Origin of the sequence: Olsenella sp. KH3B4, from assembly GCA_900111695.1 — a bacterium.
GTDB lineage: Bacteria > Actinomycetota > Coriobacteriia > Coriobacteriales > Atopobiaceae > Tractidigestivibacter.
Window position 1 is genome coordinate 229,104 of the sequence record FOHD01000004.1, and the last position, 20,291, is coordinate 249,394.

A 20,291-nucleotide genomic window follows, 5' to 3' on the forward strand; every position below is an offset into this window, starting at 1 on the left:
ATGGGTCGCGCCCCGCTGCGCATGCGGCGGGGCGCGCCATCTTGCGAAACCATCATTGTCATTGGAGAGGGACATGATGAAGCTGACCATAGACGGGAGTGAGGTCGAGGCCGCCGAGGGCACCTCCGTGCTCGACGCCGCGCTCGATGCGGGAATCTTTATCCCGCACCTCTGCAAGCACCCGGACCTCGAGGCCGTTGGCGGCTGCAGGCTGTGCGCGGTCGAGGTGAACGGGTCGGGGCATGCCGTTCCCGCATGCAAGACCACAGTTGAGGAAGGGATGGTCGTCGACTCCCACGCCGCCTGTGCCGACCACGTGCGCAGGATGGCGATGGAGCTCATTCTCGCCACCCACCCCTCGGACTGCACGGGCTGCCCCAAGTACGGCGTCTGCGAGCTGCAGTCCATGTACCAGTATCTGGGGGTCTCGCCGTCGCGCTGGCGCTGCCGCGCCCGCACCGTCCCCACGGACGATTCCAACCCGCTCATCACCCACATGTTCACGCGCTGCGTGCGCTGCGGCCGCTGCGTGCGTGCCTGCCGCGAGCTGCGTGGCGTTGGGGTTCTCGACTACCAGCGCACCGAGGACGGCGTGCGCATTGGCATCGACGGGGGCGTCTCGCTCGAGGAGGCGGGCTGCCGCTTCTGTGGCGCCTGCGTCGAGGTGTGCCCCACTGGTTCGATCGTGGACGTTCTCGGCCTTAACAAGCCCGAGCGCAGCCGCGAGGACAACGTGGTGCCCTGCCGCTCCGGCTGCCCCGCGCGCATCGACATCCCGCGCTACCTGCGCCACGTGAAGGCGGGGGAGTGGGAGAAGGCCACAGCCGTCGTGCGCGAGAAGGTCCCGTTCCCCGAGACCCTGGGCTCCATCTGCACGCACAACTGCCAGGGCGAGTGCAAGCGCAACCACCTGGAGGGGCCGCTTTCCATCTGCAGGCTCAAGCGCGCCGCCGCCGTGCGCGACACGGGCGAGTGGAAGTCCCGCGTGCGCCACGAGCCACTTTCGGGCAAGCACGTGGCCATCGTGGGCGCCGGCCCCGCCGGCCTCACCGCGGCGTACTACCTGGCCGAGAAGGGCCACGCGGTCACCGTCTTCGAGGCCGAGGAGCGCCCCGGCGGCCAGCTGCGCTACGGCATTCCCGCCTACCGCCTGCCTGACGAGGTTCTTGACCACGAGGTCTCGACCATCCTCGAGGTGACGCAGGGCACAGACGAGAAGCCCCGCATCGAGCTCCGCTGCGGCGAGCGCCTGCACGACGTGAAGTCGCTTCTCGGCAGCTATGACGCGGTGCTTGTGACGGTTGGCACCTTCGACGGGACCGTGCTCCCCATGAAGGGGCACGATCTCTCCGGCGTCATCCGCAACACCGACTTCCTCAAGGCCGCCCGCAAGGGCAATCCCATCGAGGTCAAGGGGCGTGTGGTGGTTCTCGGCGGCGGAAACGTTGCCTGCGACTGCGCCCGCACCGCCGTGCGCCTTGGTGCCACGAGCGTCGACGTTGCCTGCCTCGAGGCCGAGGCCGTCATGACCTCCACCCCCGAGGAGCGCGAGGAGGCTGCCGAGGAGGGCGTGGTGCTGCACGACGCCTACGCCTTCACCTCCATCAACGAGTCCGAGGAGGGCTCGGGCAAGGTGGGCTCCATCACCATCAACAAGATTGCCAAGTTCTACTTTGACGAGAACCACCGCGCGGTGACCGAGCTCGTCGAGGGCGGCGAGCTTACGCTTCCCGCCGACTACGTGATCTTTGCCGTTGGCCAGAAGCCCGAGGACACGCGCGACATGGGCCTCGAGCTCACGCACGGGCCGTATCTGGTGGCGGACGGCGAGCACCGCACGAGTGAGGAGGGCATCTTCGCCGCGGGCGACGCCGTGACGGGCACCAAGTCCGTGATCGGCGCCATCGAGGGTGGCCGCGAGGCGGCCCAGGCCATCGACCGCTACCTTGGCGGCGACGGCGACATCTCCGAGGTCCTTCTCGACCGCGACGTCCCCGAGCAGCGCATTGGCAAGCCAGGCGAGCACTTCTACGATGCCCCGCTTGAGCCCGAGATTGCCCCAGCCGCCGAGCGCCGCGACAACTTCAAGCAGTACGAGTGCCCCTTCGCCGAGTCCGAGGCCGAGCGCGAGGCGTCGCGCTGCCTCCAGTGCGACCTGCGCCTGACCCTCGAGCGCCCGAAGCTGTGGAACGAGTACCCGCAAAGGAGCGCAACACGATGACTCTCGTCAACTTCATGCCGCTCGACCGTTCGCATCCGGTCGCGCTCGAGCTGCTTCGTTTGAACCTGGGGGAGGCCGCGCAGCGCGTGGCGGCAGAGGACGTGCGCCTGCTTGTGCCCGCCTCTGCCGTAGACGTTATCGCCGCGCTGCCCGAGGGGAGCTACGTCACGGCGGACGACTCCTTTGGCTTCGTCTACGCTAACGACACCGCCGCCGCGCGCGTCCTTGTCGGCGAGAAGCCCCTGCCCTCCGCTGTGAGCGGAACCACCGAGGGCTGCGACCCGCTCGTGTCCGGCGAGAGCTGGCTCCGTGGCGAAGAGCGCAAGGTGGTCTACGTGGGCGATGTCCGCGTGGAGAGCACCGCACATACCACGGTGGGGGAGCTTCTCGGCGCCGCAGGCGTTTCCACCGACGACGTTAAGGCTGTCTACCTGGGCTATCCCATGAGCACCTTTGTGGTGCCCGCGCACTTTGGGGATGCCGTGACCCTCTCCTGCGACGATGTGCGCGTCATTGGTGCGGGCGACTGCGCTGTTGACGCTGTGCGCGAGATCCTCGACGGCTTCCACCGCGAGTGCTGCGGCCGGTGCGTCTTTGGCAACGAGGGTGGCCACCAGCTCTGCGCTATTCTCGCCGACGCCTGTGGCGGTAAGGGCCAGAGCGCCGACCTCGACCTCATTCGCGACCTTGCGCCAACGATGGCCGAGCAGGCGCTCTGCGAGGTGGGCCAGCGCATGGCCTCTGTGGCCGCGCAGGCGCTCGACCTCTTTGGGGACGAGTTCGAGGCACACGTCTCGCGCCACCAGTGTCCGGCGGGGACCTGCCGCGCGCTTGTCACCTACCATATCCTGGTGTCTCGCTGCACCGGCTGCGGCGAGTGCCTGGACGCGTGCGAGGAGGACGCCATCGAGGGCAAGGCCGGGTTCGTCCACGTTATCGACCAGCGTGCCTGCGTGCATTGCGGCAAGTGCCTGGACGCGTGCCCCAAGGGAGCCGTGGTGACGGCCGGGCTCAAGAAGCCCAAGACGCCGCCGCACCCCATTCCCTGCCGCGTGCACTAGCGCATGCTGACCGAGCCTGCGCTTGGCCACCGGGCCCGCCGCCACGTGCGGCGGGCCCTTTTCGTTTACTGCCAGTGCCGTAGCGCGGCCCGTGTCCCACGCTTTTCTCGGAGAATATCGCTTGTTCTTAAAACTGAAATCTCGCAACTGGGCAAACGCCGCGAGCGTTTAAGGAATAGCGATATTCTCCGAGCTTAGTTGTGGGCGGGCCTGTCGTCCCCTCGCCGGAGGAGGCACGTCTCCCCAAGAGACATTCCCGGGCTTCTAGTACAACCCCGTGCCCATAATTTGCGGTTGACGGCCCAAATCGGGGGTTCCGCTTAGTATCACCTGACAGGTGCCATTTCCCTACCTGCGGTTCCGTAAAAAGTTAGAGCCTTCGTACTCGGCAATTTGCTCAAAATGGGCCGTCAACCGCAAATTTTGTGCAGAGCATGTTGCCGGGAGTGGCCCCGTACGCCCGGAAGGGCGCAGGGGGCCGCTCCACCCGGCGCCAAGACCACATGCCGCGTCCGTTCCGCTCCCAAATGCTAACATCCGCGTGCCGCCATGTTTCGAGCGTGCGAAACCCCCGTTACCATGCTCGTTTGGTTCCGATTCTTACAAGACCCAGCGAATACTCCCACGTAAAACGGTATGCGTGGGGCAGGGGAGCCCCGGAGAGTGCGGGCCTAGACCCGCAGAGAGTTTGGGGAAGTGATCGCATGGGAACGCGCTTCGATGAGCACCCGATCCTTGGGACAACTGAGAGGGGGCGTCTGGTCAGCTTCACCTACGACGGGAAGACGCTTCAGGGCTACGGGGGCGAGCCGGTTGCCGTTGCCCTGAGCGCAGCCGGCGTCAAGGTGCACCGCTACACCGCCAAACGTCACGAGCCGCGTGGCATCTTCTGCGCCATCGGCCGCTGCACCGACTGCGTGATGGCGGCGCGTTCCCGCGGCCGGTGCGCTTTGCCGCCGTACTCGTGACGTCCTTGTGATGCCGCTCGTCTCGCTCCTTGACCGGCTGCCGATAAGTCCCTATACTCAACTCGCAATGCAGTAGTGATTCGTAGGAAGTGGGGTGGAGTTTCTCACCCCGCTTCCTTTCTGTATGTACCTGCGATGTGTGAGGGAGGGAACATGCCCGCAGTGCCAGAGCACGACACGCGCCAGCGCATCCTTGACGCGCTCGAGGCAGCAGCGCCCGAGCATGGCATCGACATCGTCGACGTCGAGGTCGTGGGCTCGAAGAAGAACCCGTGCGTCCGCGTGCGCATCGACCACGCAGACGAGGAGGCCGCGCCCATTTCGCTCGATGAGGTGGCCGCCGAGACCGAGTGGATCTCTGCCGCGATCGACGAGCTCGACCCCATCGAGGGGTCCTTCACGCTCGAGGTCTCGTCGCCCGGCCTCTCGCGTCCGCTCCGTCGCCCGCACGACTTCGAGCGCTTCGCGGGCGAGGACGTCTCGCTTGGGACCACGGCAACCGAGGGTCGTCGTCACTTCACCGGCCGCCTGGAGGGCCTGGACGGCAAAAACGTTGTCCTCACGGTTGACGGCGAGCGCGTGAGCATCCCCCTCGACCAGGTCAAGAGCTGCAAGATCAAGCCAAACTTCGATGCCCCCTCCACCGGGGCCAAGGGTTAGAAAGGAACTCGCATGGCATCAGAAATGATGGAAGCGCTGATGGCGCTCTGCCAGGAGAAGCACATCGACGAGCTGTACCTGCTCGACCGACTGGAGCAGTCGCTCGCCAAGAGCTACGCCGACATTCTCCACCTCCCCTTCGGCGCGCGCGTCACAATCGACCACGCCACCGGCAAGGTCTACGTCTACGAACTCATCCCCAAGGAGGAGTCCTACGACGAGGAGACCGGCGAGTACCTCGACTTTGACGAGAAGGACGTCACCCCGCCCGACACCTCCCGCATCGCGGCGCAGCACGCCAAGGCCGAGATTCGCGCGATCGTGCGCAACGCGGCCCGCGTCCAGATCTACGAGGAGTTCTCGCAGCGCATCGGCGACATCATCACCGGCACGGTGCTCCAGACCACGCCCGACTTCACGATTATCAAGATCCGCGAGGGCGTCGAGGCCGAGCTTCCCCACTTTGACCAGCGCCGCTTCCCCGAGGAGCGCAACGAGCGTCCCGTGGGCGAGCACTACGCGCACAACCAGCGCCTGAAGGCCATCATCATCGACGTGCGCGACCCGAACAACGACCAGCCCACCGTGCGCGGCGAGCGCCAGCGTCCGCCCATCGTGGTCTCCCGAACCCACCCCGACCTCATCCGCAGGCTCTTCGAGCTCGAGGTCCCCGAGGTCTACGACGGCGTCGTCGAGGTTCGCTCCATCGCCCGCGAGCCTGGCATCCGCTCGAAGGTCGCCGTCTCGTCCAAGGACGACCACCTCGATCCCGTGGGCGCCTGCGTCGGCCCCAAGGGCAGCCGCGTGCGCACCGTCGTATCCGAGCTGCGCGGCGAGCGCGTCGACGTGGTGCCCTGGTCTGACGACCCGGCGCGCTGCGTCGCCAACGCCCTCTCGCCGGCGCGCGTCTCTCGCGTCATCCTTGGTCCCGAGGACGGCTATGCCACGGTCATCGTGCCCGACGACCAGCTGTCGCTGGCCATTGGCAAGGAGGGCCAGAACGCCCGTCTGGCCGCGCACCTCACCGGCATGCACATCGACATCAAGAACGAGTCGCTTGCCGCTGGCGTCCTGCGCGACCTGCCCCATGCCGTCGATGCCCCCGAGGGCGAGCCCGAGGAGGACGGCGAGCAGCACCGCTGCGAGTACGTGGGCGAGAACGGCATCCAGTGCCGCAACATGGCCCGTCCGGGCTCGCGCTACTGCGGCATCCACGAGAAGCTCATGGATGCCGAGGTCTCCGACGACCCCGATTCTCTGATCTAGCGTCCCCAAGCGGACCATCGTTAGCAGGCACTACCCGGGCGGCACGGCCGCCCGTGAATGAAAGGTTGGTCACATGGCCAAGACTCGCGTACACGACCTTGCCAAGGAGTACGGGATGACGAGCAAGGAGATGCTCGACCATCTCCGCGACATGAAGATTCCCGCAAAGTCCGCGTCCTCGACGCTCGAGGACGCCTACGTCTCCATCGTGCGCAAGAAGCTCAAGCCCATCCTCGAGGACCGCGCCGCCCAGATCGAGGCCGCCAAGAAGGCCGAGGAGGAGGCTGCCGCCGAGGCCAAGAAGGCCGAGGAGGAGGCCGCCGAGAAGGAGCGCGTCGCAGCCGAGAAGCGCCGCGAGCGCGAGCGCGCCGAGGAGGAGAAGAAGCGCGCTGCCGCCGAGGCTGCGAGGAAGCGCGCCGAGGAGGAGAAGAAGCGCGCCGCCGAGAAGGCCGCCAAGGAGGCCGAGCGCAACCGCGTTCACGACAACGCCCCCAAGTCGATGCCCACCTTCACCTCGCTGCTCGACCAGATTGCCCAGCAGGAGCAGGTGCTCAAGCAGCAGGCCGAGGAGGCCGCCCAGAAGAAGGCCGAGGGCCAGGGCCGTCGCGAGCGCCGCGGCGATTCCGACCATGCCCGCTCCGAGCGCAAGAGCTACTCGGCTCCCTCCCGCATGGAGAAGGATGGCGCCCCCGAGCAGGGCGAGGGCCGTCCTGGCCGCAAGGGTCGCAAGGGCAGCCGCCGCGGAGACGATGGCGAGGACCGCTACAGCCGCATGGCCCGTGAGGCAGAGGCCTACAACAGGAGCCGCGTCCTCGACGAGGCCCGCGAGGCAGTCGAGGAGGCGTCACGCGAGTCCACCGGCAGGCGCCGTCGCCGCAAGGAGCGTCGCCAGAAGCAGGCCGAGGAGGCCGCGGAGGAGAAGCGCATTGAGGAGGCCATCGCCAACGACCAGGACCTCTCGCAGCTTGACACGGTGAAGGTCCCGCAGGGCGCCACGGTGGCGCAGCTCGCCGAGCTTCTCGGCGTGCCTGCCAATGACATCATCAAGCGCCTCTTCCTTCTGGGTAACCCCCTGACGCTCACCGAGTCCATGTCCGACGACCTCATCGAGCTGGTCGCGGACGACCTGGGCCGCGACGTCAAGGTCATGACCAAGGAGGAGGAGAACTCCTTCACCTTCTACGACGACCCCAAGGACCTGAAGCCCCGTCCGCCCGTCGTCACCGTCATGGGCCACGTCGACCACGGCAAGACGTCGCTTCTGGACGCCATTCGCCACACCGGCGTCGCCGAGGGCGAGGCCGGCGGCATCACGCAGGCCATCGGCGCCTCGCAGGTCAAGATCAACGGCCGTACCATCACGTTCATCGACACCCCTGGTCACGAGACCTTCACGGCCATGCGTGCCCGTGGTGCCAAGGTGACCGACATCGTCATCCTCATCGTGGCCGCAGACGACGGCGTCATGCCCCAGACCGTCGAGTCCATCAACCACGCCAAGGCAGCCGGCGTGCCCATCATCGTGGCTGTGAACAAGATCGACAAGCCCGGAGCCGATCCCACCCGCGTGCGCCAGGAGCTCACCGAGTACGGCATCATCCCCGAGGAGTGGGGCGGGCAGAACATGTTCGTCGACATCTCGGCCAAGAAGCACCTCGGCATCGACAACCTGCTCGAGGCCGTCCTGCTCGAGGCCGACGTCCTCGAGCTCAAGGCCAACCCCGACACGTTTGCCTCGGGCAACGTCCTCGAGGCCAAGCTCGACCGCGGCCGCGGCTCTGTGGCCACGGTGCTCGTGACCCGCGGCACGCTCCACGTGGGCGACGCCGTGGTTGCCGGCATGGCCTACGGCCGCGTCCGCGCCATGCTCGACCCCAAGGGCAAGCCCGTCGAGACGGCCGGCCCCTCCGACCCGGTGGAGATCCTGGGCCTCCAGAGCGTCCCCATGGCAGGCGACGAGTTCCGCGTCTTCCAGGACGACCGCGACGCCCGCGACCTTGCCGACCAGCGCGCCCTCAAGGCCCGCATCGAGGAGCAGAACCGCGTGAAGCACGTCACGCTCGAGAACCTCTTCGACACCATGGCCGACGCCGAGGTCAAGGAGCTCAACCTCATCATCAAGGCCGACGTCCAGGGCTCCATCGAGGCGCTCCAGGACTCGCTCGACAAGATGGACCAGTCCGAGGTCCGCATCAACACGATTCACGCGGCCGTGGGCGCCATCACCGAGACCGACGTCACGCTTGCCGACGCCTCCAACGCCATCATCATCGGCTTTGGCGTGCGTCCCGACGCCAAGGCTCGCGCGGCAGCCGAGCGCGAGGGCGTCGAGATCCGCACCTACAGCGTCATCTACAAGGCCATTGAGGACATCGACGCCGCCCGCATCGGCATGCTCAAGCCCACCGAGGAAGAGGTCCAGACCGGCGTCGCCGAGGTCCGTGACACCTTCAAGGTCCCCAAGGTTGGCATCGCGGCCGGCTGCATGATTTCCGAGGGCGAGGTCTCCCGCGACGACCAGGTGCGCCTCGTCCGCGACGGCATCGTGGTCTACGAGGGCAAGATCGCCTCGCTCAGGCGCTACAAGGACGACGTCAAGAGCGTCAAGGCCGGCTTCGAGTGCGGCATTGGCCTGGAGAACTTCCAGGACATCCACCCCGGCGACCAGATCGAGGCGTACCGCGTCGAAGAGGTCGCGCGCACGGAGTAGGGAGGCACATATGAAGCAGAACCAGCACTCTCGCCGCACCAACGAGATCGCGCGCGAGAAGCTCGCCACCATCATGCTTTTCGAGGTCTCCGATCCAGACCTCCGGCTCGTGACCGTCACGGGCGTGGAGGTCTCGGTCGACAAGTCCTTCATGCGCGCCTACGTGAGCTGCGAGGCCTCCCGCTATGAGGAGGTCTCCGCAGCCCTCGAGCGCGCCAAGGGGCGCATCCGCTCGCTTCTCGGCCACGCGCTCGGCTGGCGCGTGACCCCCGAGCTGGCGTTCCAGATCGACACCACCACCGACGAGGCCGAGCGCATCTCTCGTGCGCTCGAGAACGTCCCGCCCACGCTTAGCGTCGAGAAGGACGAGAACGGCTATCCCATCGCGGCGGACGCCCAAGACGGCGCCAACGACGCCGCCGAGGGTGACGAAGGCGAGTAGGGAAGAGCTTAATGAGGGTTTCCGAATACATGGAGCAGGCCGAGCTCTTCAAGGGCGTGGTCGCGCTGATCCAGGACGCCAAGACCATCGCGATCTGCGCACACACCTCGCCCGACGGTGACGCCATTGGGTCCGGCCTTGCCCTGGCCGAGGTCATCCGCACCGCGTGGCCGGGCAAGCGCGTGACCAACCTCCTTGCCGACAAGGACCCGGTCCCCAGGATCTACCGCTTCCTCCCGGGCTCCGACACCTTTGTGCACGCGGCGGACTACGACGTGACGCCGGACCTCTTCATCTGCGTTGACCTCTCGCAGATGTCGCGCCTGGCAGATGCCGAGAAGATCTGCGCCCGTGCGCACCACGTTGCCGTTCTCGACCACCACCCCTCGAACGAGCGCTTCTGGGATGCCGGCGTCGTGCGTCCCGATGCCGCCGCCACGGGCGTCATCATCTCGGAGTTCTGCCTGCACTCCTCGCGCGTGCTCACGCCCACCATCGCGCAGAACCTCCTCTGCGCCATCATCACCGACACGGGGCGCTTCCAGTACCAAAACGCCGACAGCGAGGCCTTCGAGACGGCGAGCATGCTGGTGGAGGCTGGCGCGTCGCCCGCAGAGGTCGCGCTCAACGTGTACCAGTCCGACCGGCTTGCCTACGTGCACCTTGCCGCCCGCGTGCTTGCGCGCATCCAGACCTTCGCGCACGGCCGCGTTGCCTACAGCTTTGCCACGGCAGAGGACATCGCCCATGCCGGCGTCACGCTCGACGAGCTTGACGGCCTCATCGACCTGGTTCGCTGCATCGAGGGCACCAAGGTGGCGCTCTTCCTGAAGGAGGTCGACGGCGGCAAGGTCCGCGGCAACCTTCGCTCCAAGTGCGACCTGGACGTCTCGGGCATCGCGCGCGAGATGGGCGGCGGCGGGCACCGCGCTGCGGCGGGATTTACCGCCTCTGGCACCGTGGACGAGGTGCGCGCCATTGTGCTCCCCAAGCTCTGCGCGCTCTTTGGCGACGAGGACGTCGTGACCGCCTCCTGCGAGGCAGACGTGCGAGGTGCGTCACGGTGAGGCGCGGCGAGTCGGGCGTGAACGCCCTCCTCGGCATTGACAAGCCCTGCGGCATGACAAGCCACGACGTGGTGAACCACGTGCGGCGCGCCCTGGGGGAGCGTCGCGTGGGGCATGCCGGCACGCTTGACCCCGCCGCCTCGGGCGTCATGGTGGTTGGCGTGGGCCAGGGCACGCGACTCATGGGGCTTCTCACCGCCGAGCGAAAGTGCTATACGGCAGGTATCATATTTGGCTGCGAGACCGACACCGACGACGCCGACGGCGCACCCACGGTTGCTGCCGAGGTGCCTGAGCGCCTGGCCAGCGAGGACGTGGCGCGCGGGATCCTCGCCGGCTTTGTGGGCGAGCAGGACCAGGTGCCGCCCGCGTACTCCGCCATCTCGGTGGGCGGGCAGCGCTCCTATGCGCTCGCGCGCGAAGGCAAGGCACCTCAGCTGGCGGCCCGCCGCGTCACGGTATTCTCGGCCAAGCTTGTCGAGATAGCCTCCGTGGAAGGGCAGCTCAGCTGGGTTGTGGACTTCGACGTCTCCAAGGGTACCTATGTGCGGAGCCTTGCGCGCGACATCGGGCGGGCCGCTGGGTCTGCCGCGCACCTCGTGGGGCTGCGTCGCACGCGGTCCGGCTCCGTGGGGCTCGACGACTGCCTCGCCCTCGACGCCGTCGATGCGGCGCATGACCCCTCCGAAGTCCTTGCCCATGCGCTCGACCCCGTTTGTGCCCTGGGCGCTCCGGTGCGACACCTGAGCGCGCGCGAGGCGGCGGATGCCGCCTGCGGCAAGGTTGTGGCTGCGGGAACGGTATGCGAGGCGGGCGGCACCGAGCGCGCCCCGCTGCCTGGCGAGCGCGTTGCCATGGTATTTGACCAGCGTCTTGTTGGCGTGTGGAGCTGTGGCAGGCGTGGCCTTACCTGCGAGGTCAACTTCCCGGCGGGCATCACGGGGGTGCGCGCATGACGGGGGAGCCCTTCTCGAGCGCCCCGGCCTGGCGCGAGCCCGTCTGGCCGCTTTCGCCCGCGGAGGCGCTTCGGTTGGCGACGGCATCGACCTTCTCGGGCGTGTCGCTTGGGTTGGCCGTTCGTCTGCCCAACGCCACGGCCCACCTTGCTCCTGGCGTGAAGCTTGGGCCTAACCAGCGCTTTGTTTGCGTGATTGGCGCCTTTGACGGGCTTCATGCCGGACATCGTGCCCTCATTGGCGCCGCTGCCGCAGATGCGCGGTCGCGCAACCTGCCCCTGGCTATCGTGACCTTCGACCCCGACCCCTCGGAGGTCCTCTCCACGCGTCCGCCCGAGCGCCTGCTCTCTGACGCAGAGCGCGTTCGCGCCCTCGCGCTGGCCGGTGCGGACGCCATCGTGGTGCACCGCTTCACGCCCGAGCTTGCGGCGCTCCCGTATGACCGCTACGTGACTGAGGTCCTGGGCGGCATCCTCTCGCCCGCCGCCATCCACGTGGGCGAGGACTTCCGCTTTGGCGCCGGCGGGGCGGGGACGGTCGCCGCTATGTCGCGTTTGGGCGAGCAGCGCCGCTTCGACGTCTGCGGGCACGCCCTCGTGACGGCGGAGGGCAGTCCCGTCTCGGCCACGCGCGTGCGCGGGCTTCTCGGCGAGGGCAAGGTCGAGAAGGCCGCCGAGCTCCTGCTTCGTCACCACTTCCTGGGCGGGCGGATCGTCCACGGCCGCGGCGAGGGCACCTCCTTTGGCTTCCCCACGGCAAACGTCGAGCTAGACGGCCGCGACTGCCTGCCCGCCAACGGAGTCTACGCCTGTCTCGCCATCATTGACGGGCGCGTCTGGCCGGCGGCGGTCAACGTGGGCGCGCCGCCGTCCTTTGACGTGGCTGCCCACCCCATGCTCGAGGCCAACCTCGTGGGCTTCTCGGGAGACATCTACGGCGAGGACGCCCGCGTGGTGTTCCTCCGCCATCTTCGCGCCTCTCGTCGATTCGACTCGCTCGCCGAGCTGGAATCCGTCGTGTTGGGGAACATCCAATGGGTACGGGAGAACGTCGGGGAGGAGTGCGTGGGGGTGGTCGCGTGATCAGCGACGAGGACAAGGAGCGGGTTCGCCAGGCCACCGACATCGTGCAGCTGGTGGGCGAGACGGTCGAGCTGCGTCAGCGCGGCCGCGAGTTCTGGGGATGCTGTCCCTTCCACCACGAGAAGACCCCCTCGTTCAAGGTGGACCCGGCAACGGGCCTGTGGCATTGCTTTGGTGCGTGCAGCGAGGGCGGCGACGTCTTCAAGTACGTGATGAAGCGCGAGAACCTCTCGTTTCCGGACTCCATTCGCTACCTGGCAGACCGCGCGGGCATCGAGCTTACCGAGGATAGGGGCGCCGTCCGCGGGCCGCGCAAGAACCGCCTGATCGAGGCCCTCACGCTGGCAGACGACTACTACCACACCATGCTCATGCGTGGTCGCGGTGAGGGGCCTGCCGCCGCGCGCGCCTACCTTGCCGGGCGCGGCTTTGGCTCGGACGTGTGCCGTCGCTGGCACCTTGGCTACGCGCCTGGGCGCGGCGCGCTCGTTGCGTACCTGCGAGGGAAGGGCTTTAGCCCCAAGGAGCTCATCGCCGCCAACCTTGCCGTGGAGCGCTCGGGGCGCCTTGCCGACTGGTTCTACGACCGGGCGATGTTCCCCATCCACGACGAGCAGGGCAGGACCATCGCCTTTGGCGGCCGCATCCTGCGTCCGGCCACCAACGCGCCCAAGTACCTCAACACGCGCGACACCACGGTCTTCAACAAGGGCAAGCACCTCTTTGCCTACGACCGCGCCAAGGAGACCATGGCGGCAACCGGGACGGCTATTGTCTGCGAGGGCTACACCGACGTCATCGCTATGCACGAGGCCGGCTTCACCAACGCGGTGGCGGCGTTGGGGACGGCCTTCCGCATCGACCACATCCGGCTCATGGAGCGCCAGCGCGTCTCTCGCATCATCTGCATGTTTGACGGCGACGAGGCTGGCCAGCGCGCGGCCGAGCGGGCGGTGCAGTTCATCGACAAGACCTCGGCCTCGATGGTCTGCGTGGTGCTGCCAGACGGCCAGGACCCCATGGAGTTCCTCTCGTCCCACGACGCCTCTGCCATGCAGGCCGAGCTCGACGCCGCCGTGCCGCTGATGGACTTCGTGTTCACCAAGCGCCTGGCCGGCTACGACCTCTCGGCGCCCGGCCGGCGCGTCAAGGCCCTGGACGAGATGGCCCAGCTCCTGGCGCCGCTCAAGAACTCGGTGCTGCTCGACGAGTACGCCACGCAGCTCGCGGATGCCCTTGGGATGGATGTTGCCGAGACAAAGCGCGTGATTCGCGAGAAGCCCGTGAAGGCGGCCGAGTCCGAGGAGCGGGAGCGCCGCCGCGAGGCCGCCCCCAGGCCGAGGACGGCTGGCCCCTGGCAGGCGCCATCGGCCCCGGACCCAGAGGACGCCTACGTGCCCGAGGATTACGTCCCGGCAGACGCCTACGAGGACGGAGGCGTCCCCGTTGCCGCCGCGACCGCGGGCGGCGGGTCCACTTGGGGTGGCGGGTCTTTCTCGGTCTCGCGCATGCTCTCGGGCGACGAGCGCATGCAGGTCGCCGTGGAGCGCGAGCTTCTCTCGATGCTCGCCGCCATGCCCGACGAGGTGCGGCCCTACGCCGACCGCCTCGCTGACGTGATGTGGGCGGACGGGCGCCACGAGGGGATGGCGTGGGCCATGCTCGCCACGCCGGAGGGCACCGCGCCCGCAGACGTGGTGGCCGCCGCGACGGCCGTCGAGCCAGACGCGCCGCAGATCCTCTCGTCCGGCCGCGTGGTCTCGAGCCCCGGCATGGACGCGCGCGAGAAGGTCGCGTTTCTCGTCGATTCGGTCGAGCTCTACTCGTGCAAGCGGCGCGTGCGCGAGATCAAGGCGCGGCTGCGCCAGGCTGGTGACGCGGGCGGCGAGGACGCCGAGGCGCTCTTCGAGCAGGCCACTGCGCTCCAGAAGCGTATTAATGAGCTGACGAAGAAACTTTCTGCTGTTGTCGAGCAGTAAAAACGGGTAGCATTCTGAAGGTTACTGCGTCGAAGGGAATAACTTGGCTGCTGCAAAGAAGACGAAGGACGACATCAAGCTCTCCGACGAGCTGGGACGCGTTGTCGATGGGCTGGTGAGCGCGTCTGCCAAGGCTGGCGGAAGCGTGTCCGAGGACGACATCCAGGTTGCCATCCGTGACGTCGACGTGGACGGGGACGAGCTCTCCGACCTCTACGACACGCTGCGCGCCAAGGGTGTCGAGATCACCACGTCGGGCGAGACGGCCAACCCCGCCTACGGCATTGGCTCCATGGATGCCGGCGACGACGATGATGACTTTGGTGCTGACGAAGACTTCTCCGACGACGAGGACTCCCTCGACGGCGAGGACGACGAGGAGTCCGAGGCCGCCAACGAGGCCAAGGAGATCAAGGAGGCCCTGCGCTCGGTGCCCAAGGCCAAGGTCTCGAAGCCCAAGCGCTCGAGCCGCGCCCGCGCACGCCGCCAGGACACCTCCACCGTCATGCTCACCGGCGACCCCGTGCGCATGTACCTCAAGGAGATCGGCAAGGTTGACCTGCTCACCGCCGACGAGGAGGTCCACCTCGCCATGAAGATCGAGGCCGGCACCGAGGCCTCCGAGAAGCTCGAGGCCGCCGAGAACGGCGAGATCGAGCTCACGCGTGCCGAGCAGCGCCGCCTCATGCGCATCGAGCAGGTGGGCCTTGACGCCAAGCAGCAGCTCATCTCCGCTAACCTGCGCCTGGTGGTGTCTATCGCCAAGCGCTACGTTGGCCGTGGCATGCTCTTCCTCGACCTCATCCAGGAGGGCAACCTTGGCCTCATCCGCGCGGTCGAGAAGTTCGACTACACCAAGGGCTTCAAGTTCTCCACGTACGCCACGTGGTGGATTCGCCAGGCCATTACCCGCGCCATCGCCGACCAGGCCCGTACCATCCGCATCCCGGTGCACATGGTCGAGACCATCAACAAGCTCATCCGCGTGCAGCGCCAGCTCCTGCAGGACCTGGGCCGCGACCCCACGCCGGAGGAGATTGGCGCCGAGATGGGCATGTCGCCCGACCGCGTGCGCGAGATCCAGAAGATCAGCCAGGAGCCCGTCTCGCTGGAGACGCCCATTGGCGAGGAGGAGGACTCCCAGCTTGGCGACTTCATCGAGGACTCCACCGCGGTGGCGCCGCCCGAGGCCGCGAGCGACTCCATGCTGCGCGAGCAGCTCGACCAGGTGCTCGATGGGCTTGCCGACCGCGAGCGCAAGGTCATCAAGTTCCGCTTTGGCCTTGAGGACGGTCACCCCCGCACGCTTGAGGAGGTTGGCCGCGAGTTTGGCGTGACGCGCGAGCGTATTCGCCAGATCGAGTCCAAGACGCTTGCCAAGCTGCGCCATCCTAGCCGTTCCGGCAGGCTTAAGGACTACATGGAGGAGTAGCTCCTCTCGCGTTTGAGCTGGTAGATGTATGTGCGGGCCGTCCCTTGGGCGGCCCGCAATTTTGTAACGCGAGTACTCTCTGCGCGGTTGCGGCGCGGACGGGTCGCCGGTCGTAGTGCCGCCGCCGGTAGGCCCTTTTTGATGCAAATTGCAACAACGCACGCTCTCCGGCGACAAATAGTCGCCGGAAGGCCCAGTTTGGCGACAAAGTCATTCAAAAGGGGCTCTCCGGCGGAAGGTCACCCGCGCACGAACGTGAGCGTCTCCGCGTCAGAGCGACTCCGATTCAAACGGTACCCTCGTTCCGAGAAACCCTTGAGCTGCTCGACCTTCTCGACTCCCTGCTCGGCGCACCACCGCACAAACGCTCCGCGTGCGGCCTTCGCCTCGGTAGCGCGCTGGACAACGCGACCGTCAGAGGCGCGAACCTCTCCAAAAACGCAGGTCACCACAGGTACGCCCGCGCGCTGCGCCCAAGGGACCACGGCCTTTGCGTACTCCTGCGAGGCAATGTTCACGATGACGTCCGTACCGCCGCCGAGGATGGCGTTTATAAGTCGCCCTCCCCAGAACTCGTAGAGGTCTCGGCACTCGCCAAGGGAAAGCTTCGCCTGCATCTCCAGGCGGTATGGGACCACGCCGTCAAATGGACACAGAAGCCCGTACATCCCGGAAAGAATACGCAGGTGCGACGAGAGCCACATCAGCTCCTTCTCAGTCATGACCTCCGGAGCCAGGTGCTGGTATTGAATGCCCACGTACGTGAGAACGGCAGGGGAAAGCAGCCGAGGTTCTCTCGCCATGTCCTCAGGCATGGTGGTAAGCCGTTCCCAGTTGGGCCGTGCCAGTGCGTCGCTGCATCGCCAGACCCTGCGTGCGCCGTCGTAGCCAAGGGAGCGCAGCTCGCGGGCTAGGTGCTGCGCGTCGGCGAGAAACGCGGGCCGAGTCTGGGCGAAGGGCGGGCCTTCGACTACGTCCATCCGCTTCGCCGGCGATATTACGAGCATCAATGCCATGCTGTTCCATTCCGTTGGCTGCCTAAGCCGGCCCGCAAGCGCGGCAAGACGAGAAAGTAACAAAAAAATATTCGAGGAACTGCCCTACGTTACACGATTTTTGAGTTTATTGCGCCGAACTGCCCTTCGTTACATGGGGTTTCAGGAACTCCTCAAGTATGAGGACCTGCATATTGTCCTTGCAAGTCTGATAACCACTATATGTTGTAGGCTTCTACACGCCGACACTTAGGTGTCCTTCAAAATAGGGTGTAACGAAGGGCAGTTCGATGCAAAGAAACAGAAATTTGTGTAACAAAGGCGAGTTCGATGCAGAACGGAGCCCCTTTCACGCGCAATCTTGACTGCGCTCAAACTGATGAGCCACACAATGACGAATTCGCGCCGCGGGTTGGATCCGCGCGGCTTGCGGGAAGGCGGGGCTATGTTCAGGCAGATGAGACGCTTCAAGCAGCAGCTGGCGCAGGAAGAGTGCGAGAAGATTCTGCTCTCCGAGTGGCGTGGCGTCCTGGCGGTTCACGGCGAGGACGGCTATCCGTACGGCGTTCCCATGGACTACCTGTACGAACAGGGAAAGATCTACTTTCACGGTGCCAAGACTGGCCACAAGATTGATGCCATCAAGGCCGACAATCGCGTCTCGTTCACCGTCTTTGATCAAGGCGTGCCCGTTGAGGGCAAGGTTGGCCCAGACGTGCGAAGTGTCATCGTCTTCGGGCGCATCACGCTTATGGAAACAACCCCGGAGTCCCTCGAGATTGCGCGTCGCCTGGGCGAGAAGTACGACCCATCCGGCTACGTGGCCGACGAGATCAAACGCACCGCCGAGAGGATCCAGCTGCTTGAGCTTTCCATTGACCACATGAGCGGCAAGCGCGTGAACGAGTCGTAGGCGAGGCTCCGCACGGGACAACGGAACGAGAAGCGACAGGCAGCAGGCAAGGAGTGAACGTGGTACTGGCAGGAGCCCTCATAAACGGCCTCGAGGCAGCGGTTGGTGGAATTCTCGGCCTTCTCTTTAAGGGTCGGGTCTCGGAGCGCTTGGGGGACTTCCTTCTCAAGGGGCAGGGCCTTGCCGTCGTGCTGGTGGCCGTCCAGGGGATGATGCAGGGCGGCAGCGTTGCCATCGTCACGCTTTCGTTGGCGCTTGGCTCCGTGATCGGCCTGGGCATCGACATCGACGCGCACATTCGTTCGTTGGGTGACTGGGCTCAGCGGCGTCTCAACCAGGCGTTTGCTGGTTCGAAGCGCCTTGGGAACTTCTCGGACGGCTTCGTCACGGCCTCGATCTTCACTTGTACGGGAGCCATGGCCATTGTCGGGTCGCTCTCGAGCGGCATCTTGCTTGACCACTCGACCCTCATCTCGAAGGGCGTCATCGACCTGGCGGTCTGCCTTCCCATGGCGGCGACTATGGGCATCGGTGTGCCCTTTTGCGGCGTGAGCGTTGTCGTTTACGAGGGCATCCTCTCCGTGCTGGCAAGCCTGGTAGGGTCCTTCCTTACCGACGCCGTGGTCACCGAGGTCGCCGTTACCGGCTCCACGCTGCTGCTGGCCGTGGGCACCAACCTTCTTGGCGTGACCGATATCAAGGTTGCAAATCTCATCCCCGCCGCGTTTGTCCCCATCCTGCTGGTGCCCGTCGCCACGGCTCTGGGGCTGATGTAGCCGCCGGGCCGCGCATTTGCGGCAGTGACGCTGGTTGCTCAGATGCTTGTTACCGGCTCATCTCGCATTTGGGAACCCAACTGGGCAAACGCTGCGGCCCCGCGACGAGCCGGTAACAGGGGGGCTTCTCGGCCTATGCGTTGTTACCGGCACGTTCGTTGTTGCGGGCGGCTACCTGGGAAGATGACGCGGCGGTTCGACGAGCCGGTAACAAGGGGGCTTCTCGGCCCGTGCGTTGTTACCGGCACGTTTGGCGCAAGATTGCCCAACAGGGCAAACGATGAGAACCTCGAACGGCCCGGTAACAACGATTCGCGACCCCAGCATCCCGCGGAGTCTATTGGTATCTCCTAATCGGCTGCTGTATGAGCCCAGCTGGTGCATGATGGGTCAAAGGGACATAGATAAACTCTGGGGAAGGTCCGGTCGGTCGGAACAGAGGACCAGGGAGAGGGGAGAGCGCATGGCGAGAAGAACGGGGCTTCCTGTGGTCACGATTGTCGACGTGACCGAGTCAACCAATAATGACGTCATGCGCCTCGGTCGCGAGGGAGCGCCCCACGGTGCTGCCGTCGCCGCGCGCCGCCAGACCCTGGGCCGCGGCCGCAGGGGCCACGTGTGGGTCTCGCCCAAGGGAGGCCTGTACTTCTCGGTTCTGGTGCGTCCGCAGGTTCCGCGTGCGAGCTTCTCGGCCATCCCCGCAGCGTGCGGGCTTGGCGTGCTCGATGCGTGCCACGCGCTTGGCGCCCGGGACGTCGCGCTCAAGTGGCCAAACGACATCATTGCACTCACGGGCGAGAAGAACGGCTCCAAGCTCGGTGGCATTCTCGTCGAGGTGGGGGAGTCCACAGCCGGCGCGTTTGCCGTATGCGGCATCGGCGTGAACCTTACGCACCCGTCCCGCGAGGCCATTTGCCCTCCCGCGGTCCATGACGGCATGGTGGGCGCGCTTCCGCCTGCCTACCTAGACGAATGCGTTGGCGGTACCACGGCTGACGCGGCAGGTGGCTTTGAGAGGCTCGCCACGATCTTCCGCGACGCCGTTGTCTCACGCGTAGACGCGTGGGCGCAAGCGCTTGCCGCCCAGCCTCGGGTGGTGGGTCCTCTCTCGCCGCTCCTCGAAGACTACCAGGTGTCGCTGGCGCTTCTCGGTCACGCGGTACAGGTCGTCTCGCCTTCGGGCGAGCAGCTCGGCGAGGGGACCTTTACTGCCGTGGACGCGCTCGGCCATGCCATCGTGCGCCAGGCCAATGGCCACGAGCTGAGGTTCTCCTCCGAGCAGGTCTCTCTCCGCGCGCGGGATTAATTTGCCGGGCAACGGAATCCCATTGCCGGGCAACGGGATTCCATCGTGCAGATTGCATGAATGTGTCGGCATAACAGCGCATTGCGGAGAATTCGCTACACTGTAAATGATTAGTTAGACTAACTAATTAATTCCAACATCGTCGCCAACGCGATCGGGGGTCACGTGGGCAAGTCGTACGAGAGACACGCGCAAGAGCCGGGCCTCGCCGCCGCAGGCGACCCCGAGGACATAGACGTCAACGACGAGGTCGCCTTTGTCGCCGAGATCTCGCGCCTGCTGAGCAACACCTACGATTCCATCGATCGCCTTGAGGACCTCACGCGCCGCTCGCACGGCATCGACCTCTCGGTGGCCGAGCTCAACCTCGTCGAGGTCGTGGGCCGCACGACCTTCCACACCGAGAAGACCATAACCGTCTCGGATATCGCCCGCGCGCTCGACATCAAGGTTCCCT

The 20,291-nt window shown here is 66.2% G+C and carries 17 protein-coding genes; 16 read left to right on the top strand and 1 reads right to left on the bottom strand.

Translation table 11 applies throughout. From position 1 onward, the window contains the following. The first annotated feature begins 73 nt into the window (after positions 1–73). The 12 genes from BMX94_RS05580 (at position 74) to rpoD (ending at position 15,844) form a co-directional block, all read left to right on the top strand. On the top strand, positions 74–2,221 hold the full coding sequence (locus BMX94_RS05580) for an FAD-dependent oxidoreductase (protein ID WP_286160038.1): 2,148 nt from the start codon (positions 74–76) through the stop codon (positions 2,219–2,221). Continuing rightward, the gene (locus tag BMX94_RS05585; protein WP_091004606.1) at positions 2,218–3,282 is read left to right on the top strand and encodes an NADH-ubiquinone oxidoreductase-F iron-sulfur binding region domain-containing protein; all 1,065 of its coding nucleotides are present in this window, start codon (positions 2,218–2,220) and stop codon (positions 3,280–3,282) included. The genes BMX94_RS05580 and BMX94_RS05585 overlap by 4 nt, the downstream gene beginning before the upstream one ends. A 704-nt stretch (positions 3,283–3,986) precedes the next feature. Further along, on the top strand, positions 3,987–4,250 hold the full coding sequence (locus BMX94_RS05590) for a (2Fe-2S)-binding protein (protein WP_091004608.1): 264 nt from the start codon (positions 3,987–3,989) through the stop codon (positions 4,248–4,250). 153 nt (positions 4,251–4,403) lie between these two features. Further along, a complete protein-coding gene (rimP, locus tag BMX94_RS05595) occupies positions 4,404–4,910 on the top strand; it encodes a ribosome maturation factor RimP (protein WP_091004610.1) in 507 nt (168 codons plus the stop codon). Positions 4,911–4,922: 12 nt separating this feature from the next. Further along, positions 4,923–6,176, top strand: coding sequence for a transcription termination factor NusA (gene nusA, locus BMX94_RS05600; RefSeq protein WP_091004612.1), 1,254 nt, complete (start codon positions 4,923–4,925; stop codon positions 6,174–6,176). Between the two features lie 73 nt (positions 6,177–6,249). Beyond that, positions 6,250–8,886: a translation initiation factor IF-2 gene (gene infB, locus BMX94_RS05605; RefSeq protein ID WP_091004615.1), complete on the top strand. Its 2,637-nt coding sequence runs from the start codon at positions 6,250–6,252 to the stop codon at positions 8,884–8,886. 10 nt (positions 8,887–8,896) lie between these two features. Beyond that, positions 8,897–9,328 carry a 30S ribosome-binding factor RbfA gene (gene rbfA / locus BMX94_RS05610; protein WP_091004617.1) on the top strand — a complete coding sequence of 144 codons (432 nt, stop codon included), beginning with the start codon at positions 8,897–8,899 and terminating at the stop codon, positions 9,326–9,328. A gap of 11 nt (positions 9,329–9,339) precedes the next feature. Continuing rightward, positions 9,340–10,395, top strand: coding sequence for a DHH family phosphoesterase (locus tag BMX94_RS05615; RefSeq protein ID WP_091004620.1), 1,056 nt, complete (start codon positions 9,340–9,342; stop codon positions 10,393–10,395). Beyond that, positions 10,392–11,351 (top strand): tRNA pseudouridine(55) synthase TruB, encoded by a 960-nt coding sequence (truB, locus tag BMX94_RS05620; protein ID WP_091004622.1) that lies wholly within the window; start codon positions 10,392–10,394, stop codon positions 11,349–11,351. Before BMX94_RS05615 ends, truB begins: the two co-directional genes overlap by 4 nt. Continuing rightward, on the top strand, positions 11,348–12,433 hold the full coding sequence (ribF, locus tag BMX94_RS05625; protein ID WP_091004624.1) for a riboflavin biosynthesis protein RibF: 1,086 nt from the start codon (positions 11,348–11,350) through the stop codon (positions 12,431–12,433). Before truB ends, ribF begins: the two co-directional genes overlap by 4 nt. Next, positions 12,430–14,412 carry a DNA primase gene (gene dnaG / locus BMX94_RS05630; protein ID WP_091004626.1) on the top strand — a complete coding sequence of 661 codons (1,983 nt, stop codon included), beginning with the start codon at positions 12,430–12,432 and terminating at the stop codon, positions 14,410–14,412. The genes ribF and dnaG overlap by 4 nt, the downstream gene beginning before the upstream one ends. Before the next feature lie 43 nt (positions 14,413–14,455). Further along, positions 14,456–15,844 carry an RNA polymerase sigma factor RpoD gene (gene rpoD, locus BMX94_RS05635; RefSeq protein WP_091004628.1) on the top strand — a complete coding sequence of 463 codons (1,389 nt, stop codon included), beginning with the start codon at positions 14,456–14,458 and terminating at the stop codon, positions 15,842–15,844. Between the two features lie 239 nt (positions 15,845–16,083). Here the strand turns inward: rpoD and yaaA are convergent, their stop codons facing one another. Next, positions 16,084–16,860 carry a peroxide stress protein YaaA gene (gene yaaA, locus BMX94_RS05640; protein WP_091004630.1) on the bottom strand — a complete coding sequence of 259 codons (777 nt, stop codon included), beginning with the start codon at positions 16,858–16,860 and terminating at the stop codon, positions 16,084–16,086. A 424-nt stretch (positions 16,861–17,284) separates the two neighbouring features. Between yaaA and BMX94_RS05645 the strand changes: the two genes are divergently transcribed. The 4 genes from BMX94_RS05645 to BMX94_RS05660 form a co-directional block, all read left to right on the top strand. Beyond that, complete coding sequence (locus tag BMX94_RS05645) at positions 17,285–17,752, top strand: pyridoxamine 5'-phosphate oxidase family protein (RefSeq protein WP_091004632.1); 468 nt, start codon at positions 17,285–17,287, stop codon at positions 17,750–17,752. Positions 17,753–17,811: 59 nt separating this feature from the next. Then, entirely contained in the window at positions 17,812–18,528 is a 717-nt protein-coding gene (locus BMX94_RS05650) for a DUF554 domain-containing protein (RefSeq protein WP_091004635.1), read from the top strand. Positions 18,529–18,991: 463 nt separating this feature from the next. Then, positions 18,992–19,834, top strand: a complete 843-nt coding sequence (locus BMX94_RS05655; RefSeq protein WP_177171344.1) for a biotin--[acetyl-CoA-carboxylase] ligase — start codon at positions 18,992–18,994, stop codon at positions 19,832–19,834. A 165-nt stretch (positions 19,835–19,999) separates the two neighbouring features. Continuing rightward, positions 20,000–20,291: hypothetical protein (locus BMX94_RS05660; RefSeq protein ID WP_143052274.1), on the top strand; the 292-nt coding region annotated here is incomplete at its 3' end.

What these genes read in the sequence shown, in the direction of transcription:
- BMX94_RS05580 (WP_286160038.1), top strand. Translation starts at nt 74, where the DNA reads ATGATGAAGCTGACCATAGACGGGAGTGAGGTCGAGGCCGCCGAGGGC.
- BMX94_RS05585 (WP_091004606.1), top strand. Translation starts at nt 2,218, where the DNA reads ATGACTCTCGTCAACTTCATGCCGCTCGACCGTTCGCATCCGGTCGCG.
- BMX94_RS05590 (WP_091004608.1), top strand. Translation starts at nt 3,987, where the DNA reads ATGGGAACGCGCTTCGATGAGCACCCGATCCTTGGGACAACTGAGAGG.
- rimP (WP_091004610.1), top strand. Translation starts at nt 4,404, where the DNA reads ATGCCCGCAGTGCCAGAGCACGACACGCGCCAGCGCATCCTTGACGCG.
- nusA (WP_091004612.1), top strand. Translation starts at nt 4,923, where the DNA reads ATGGCATCAGAAATGATGGAAGCGCTGATGGCGCTCTGCCAGGAGAAG.
- infB (WP_091004615.1), top strand. Translation starts at nt 6,250, where the DNA reads ATGGCCAAGACTCGCGTACACGACCTTGCCAAGGAGTACGGGATGACG.
- rbfA (WP_091004617.1), top strand. Translation starts at nt 8,897, where the DNA reads ATGAAGCAGAACCAGCACTCTCGCCGCACCAACGAGATCGCGCGCGAG.
- BMX94_RS05615 (WP_091004620.1), top strand. Translation starts at nt 9,340, where the DNA reads ATGAGGGTTTCCGAATACATGGAGCAGGCCGAGCTCTTCAAGGGCGTG.
- ribF (WP_091004624.1), top strand. Translation starts at nt 11,348, where the DNA reads ATGACGGGGGAGCCCTTCTCGAGCGCCCCGGCCTGGCGCGAGCCCGTC.
- yaaA (WP_091004630.1), bottom strand. Translation starts at nt 16,860, where the DNA reads ATGGCATTGATGCTCGTAATATCGCCGGCGAAGCGGATGGACGTAGTC.
- BMX94_RS05645 (WP_091004632.1), top strand. Translation starts at nt 17,285, where the DNA reads ATGTTCAGGCAGATGAGACGCTTCAAGCAGCAGCTGGCGCAGGAAGAG.
- BMX94_RS05655 (WP_177171344.1), top strand. Translation starts at nt 18,992, where the DNA reads ATGGCGAGAAGAACGGGGCTTCCTGTGGTCACGATTGTCGACGTGACC.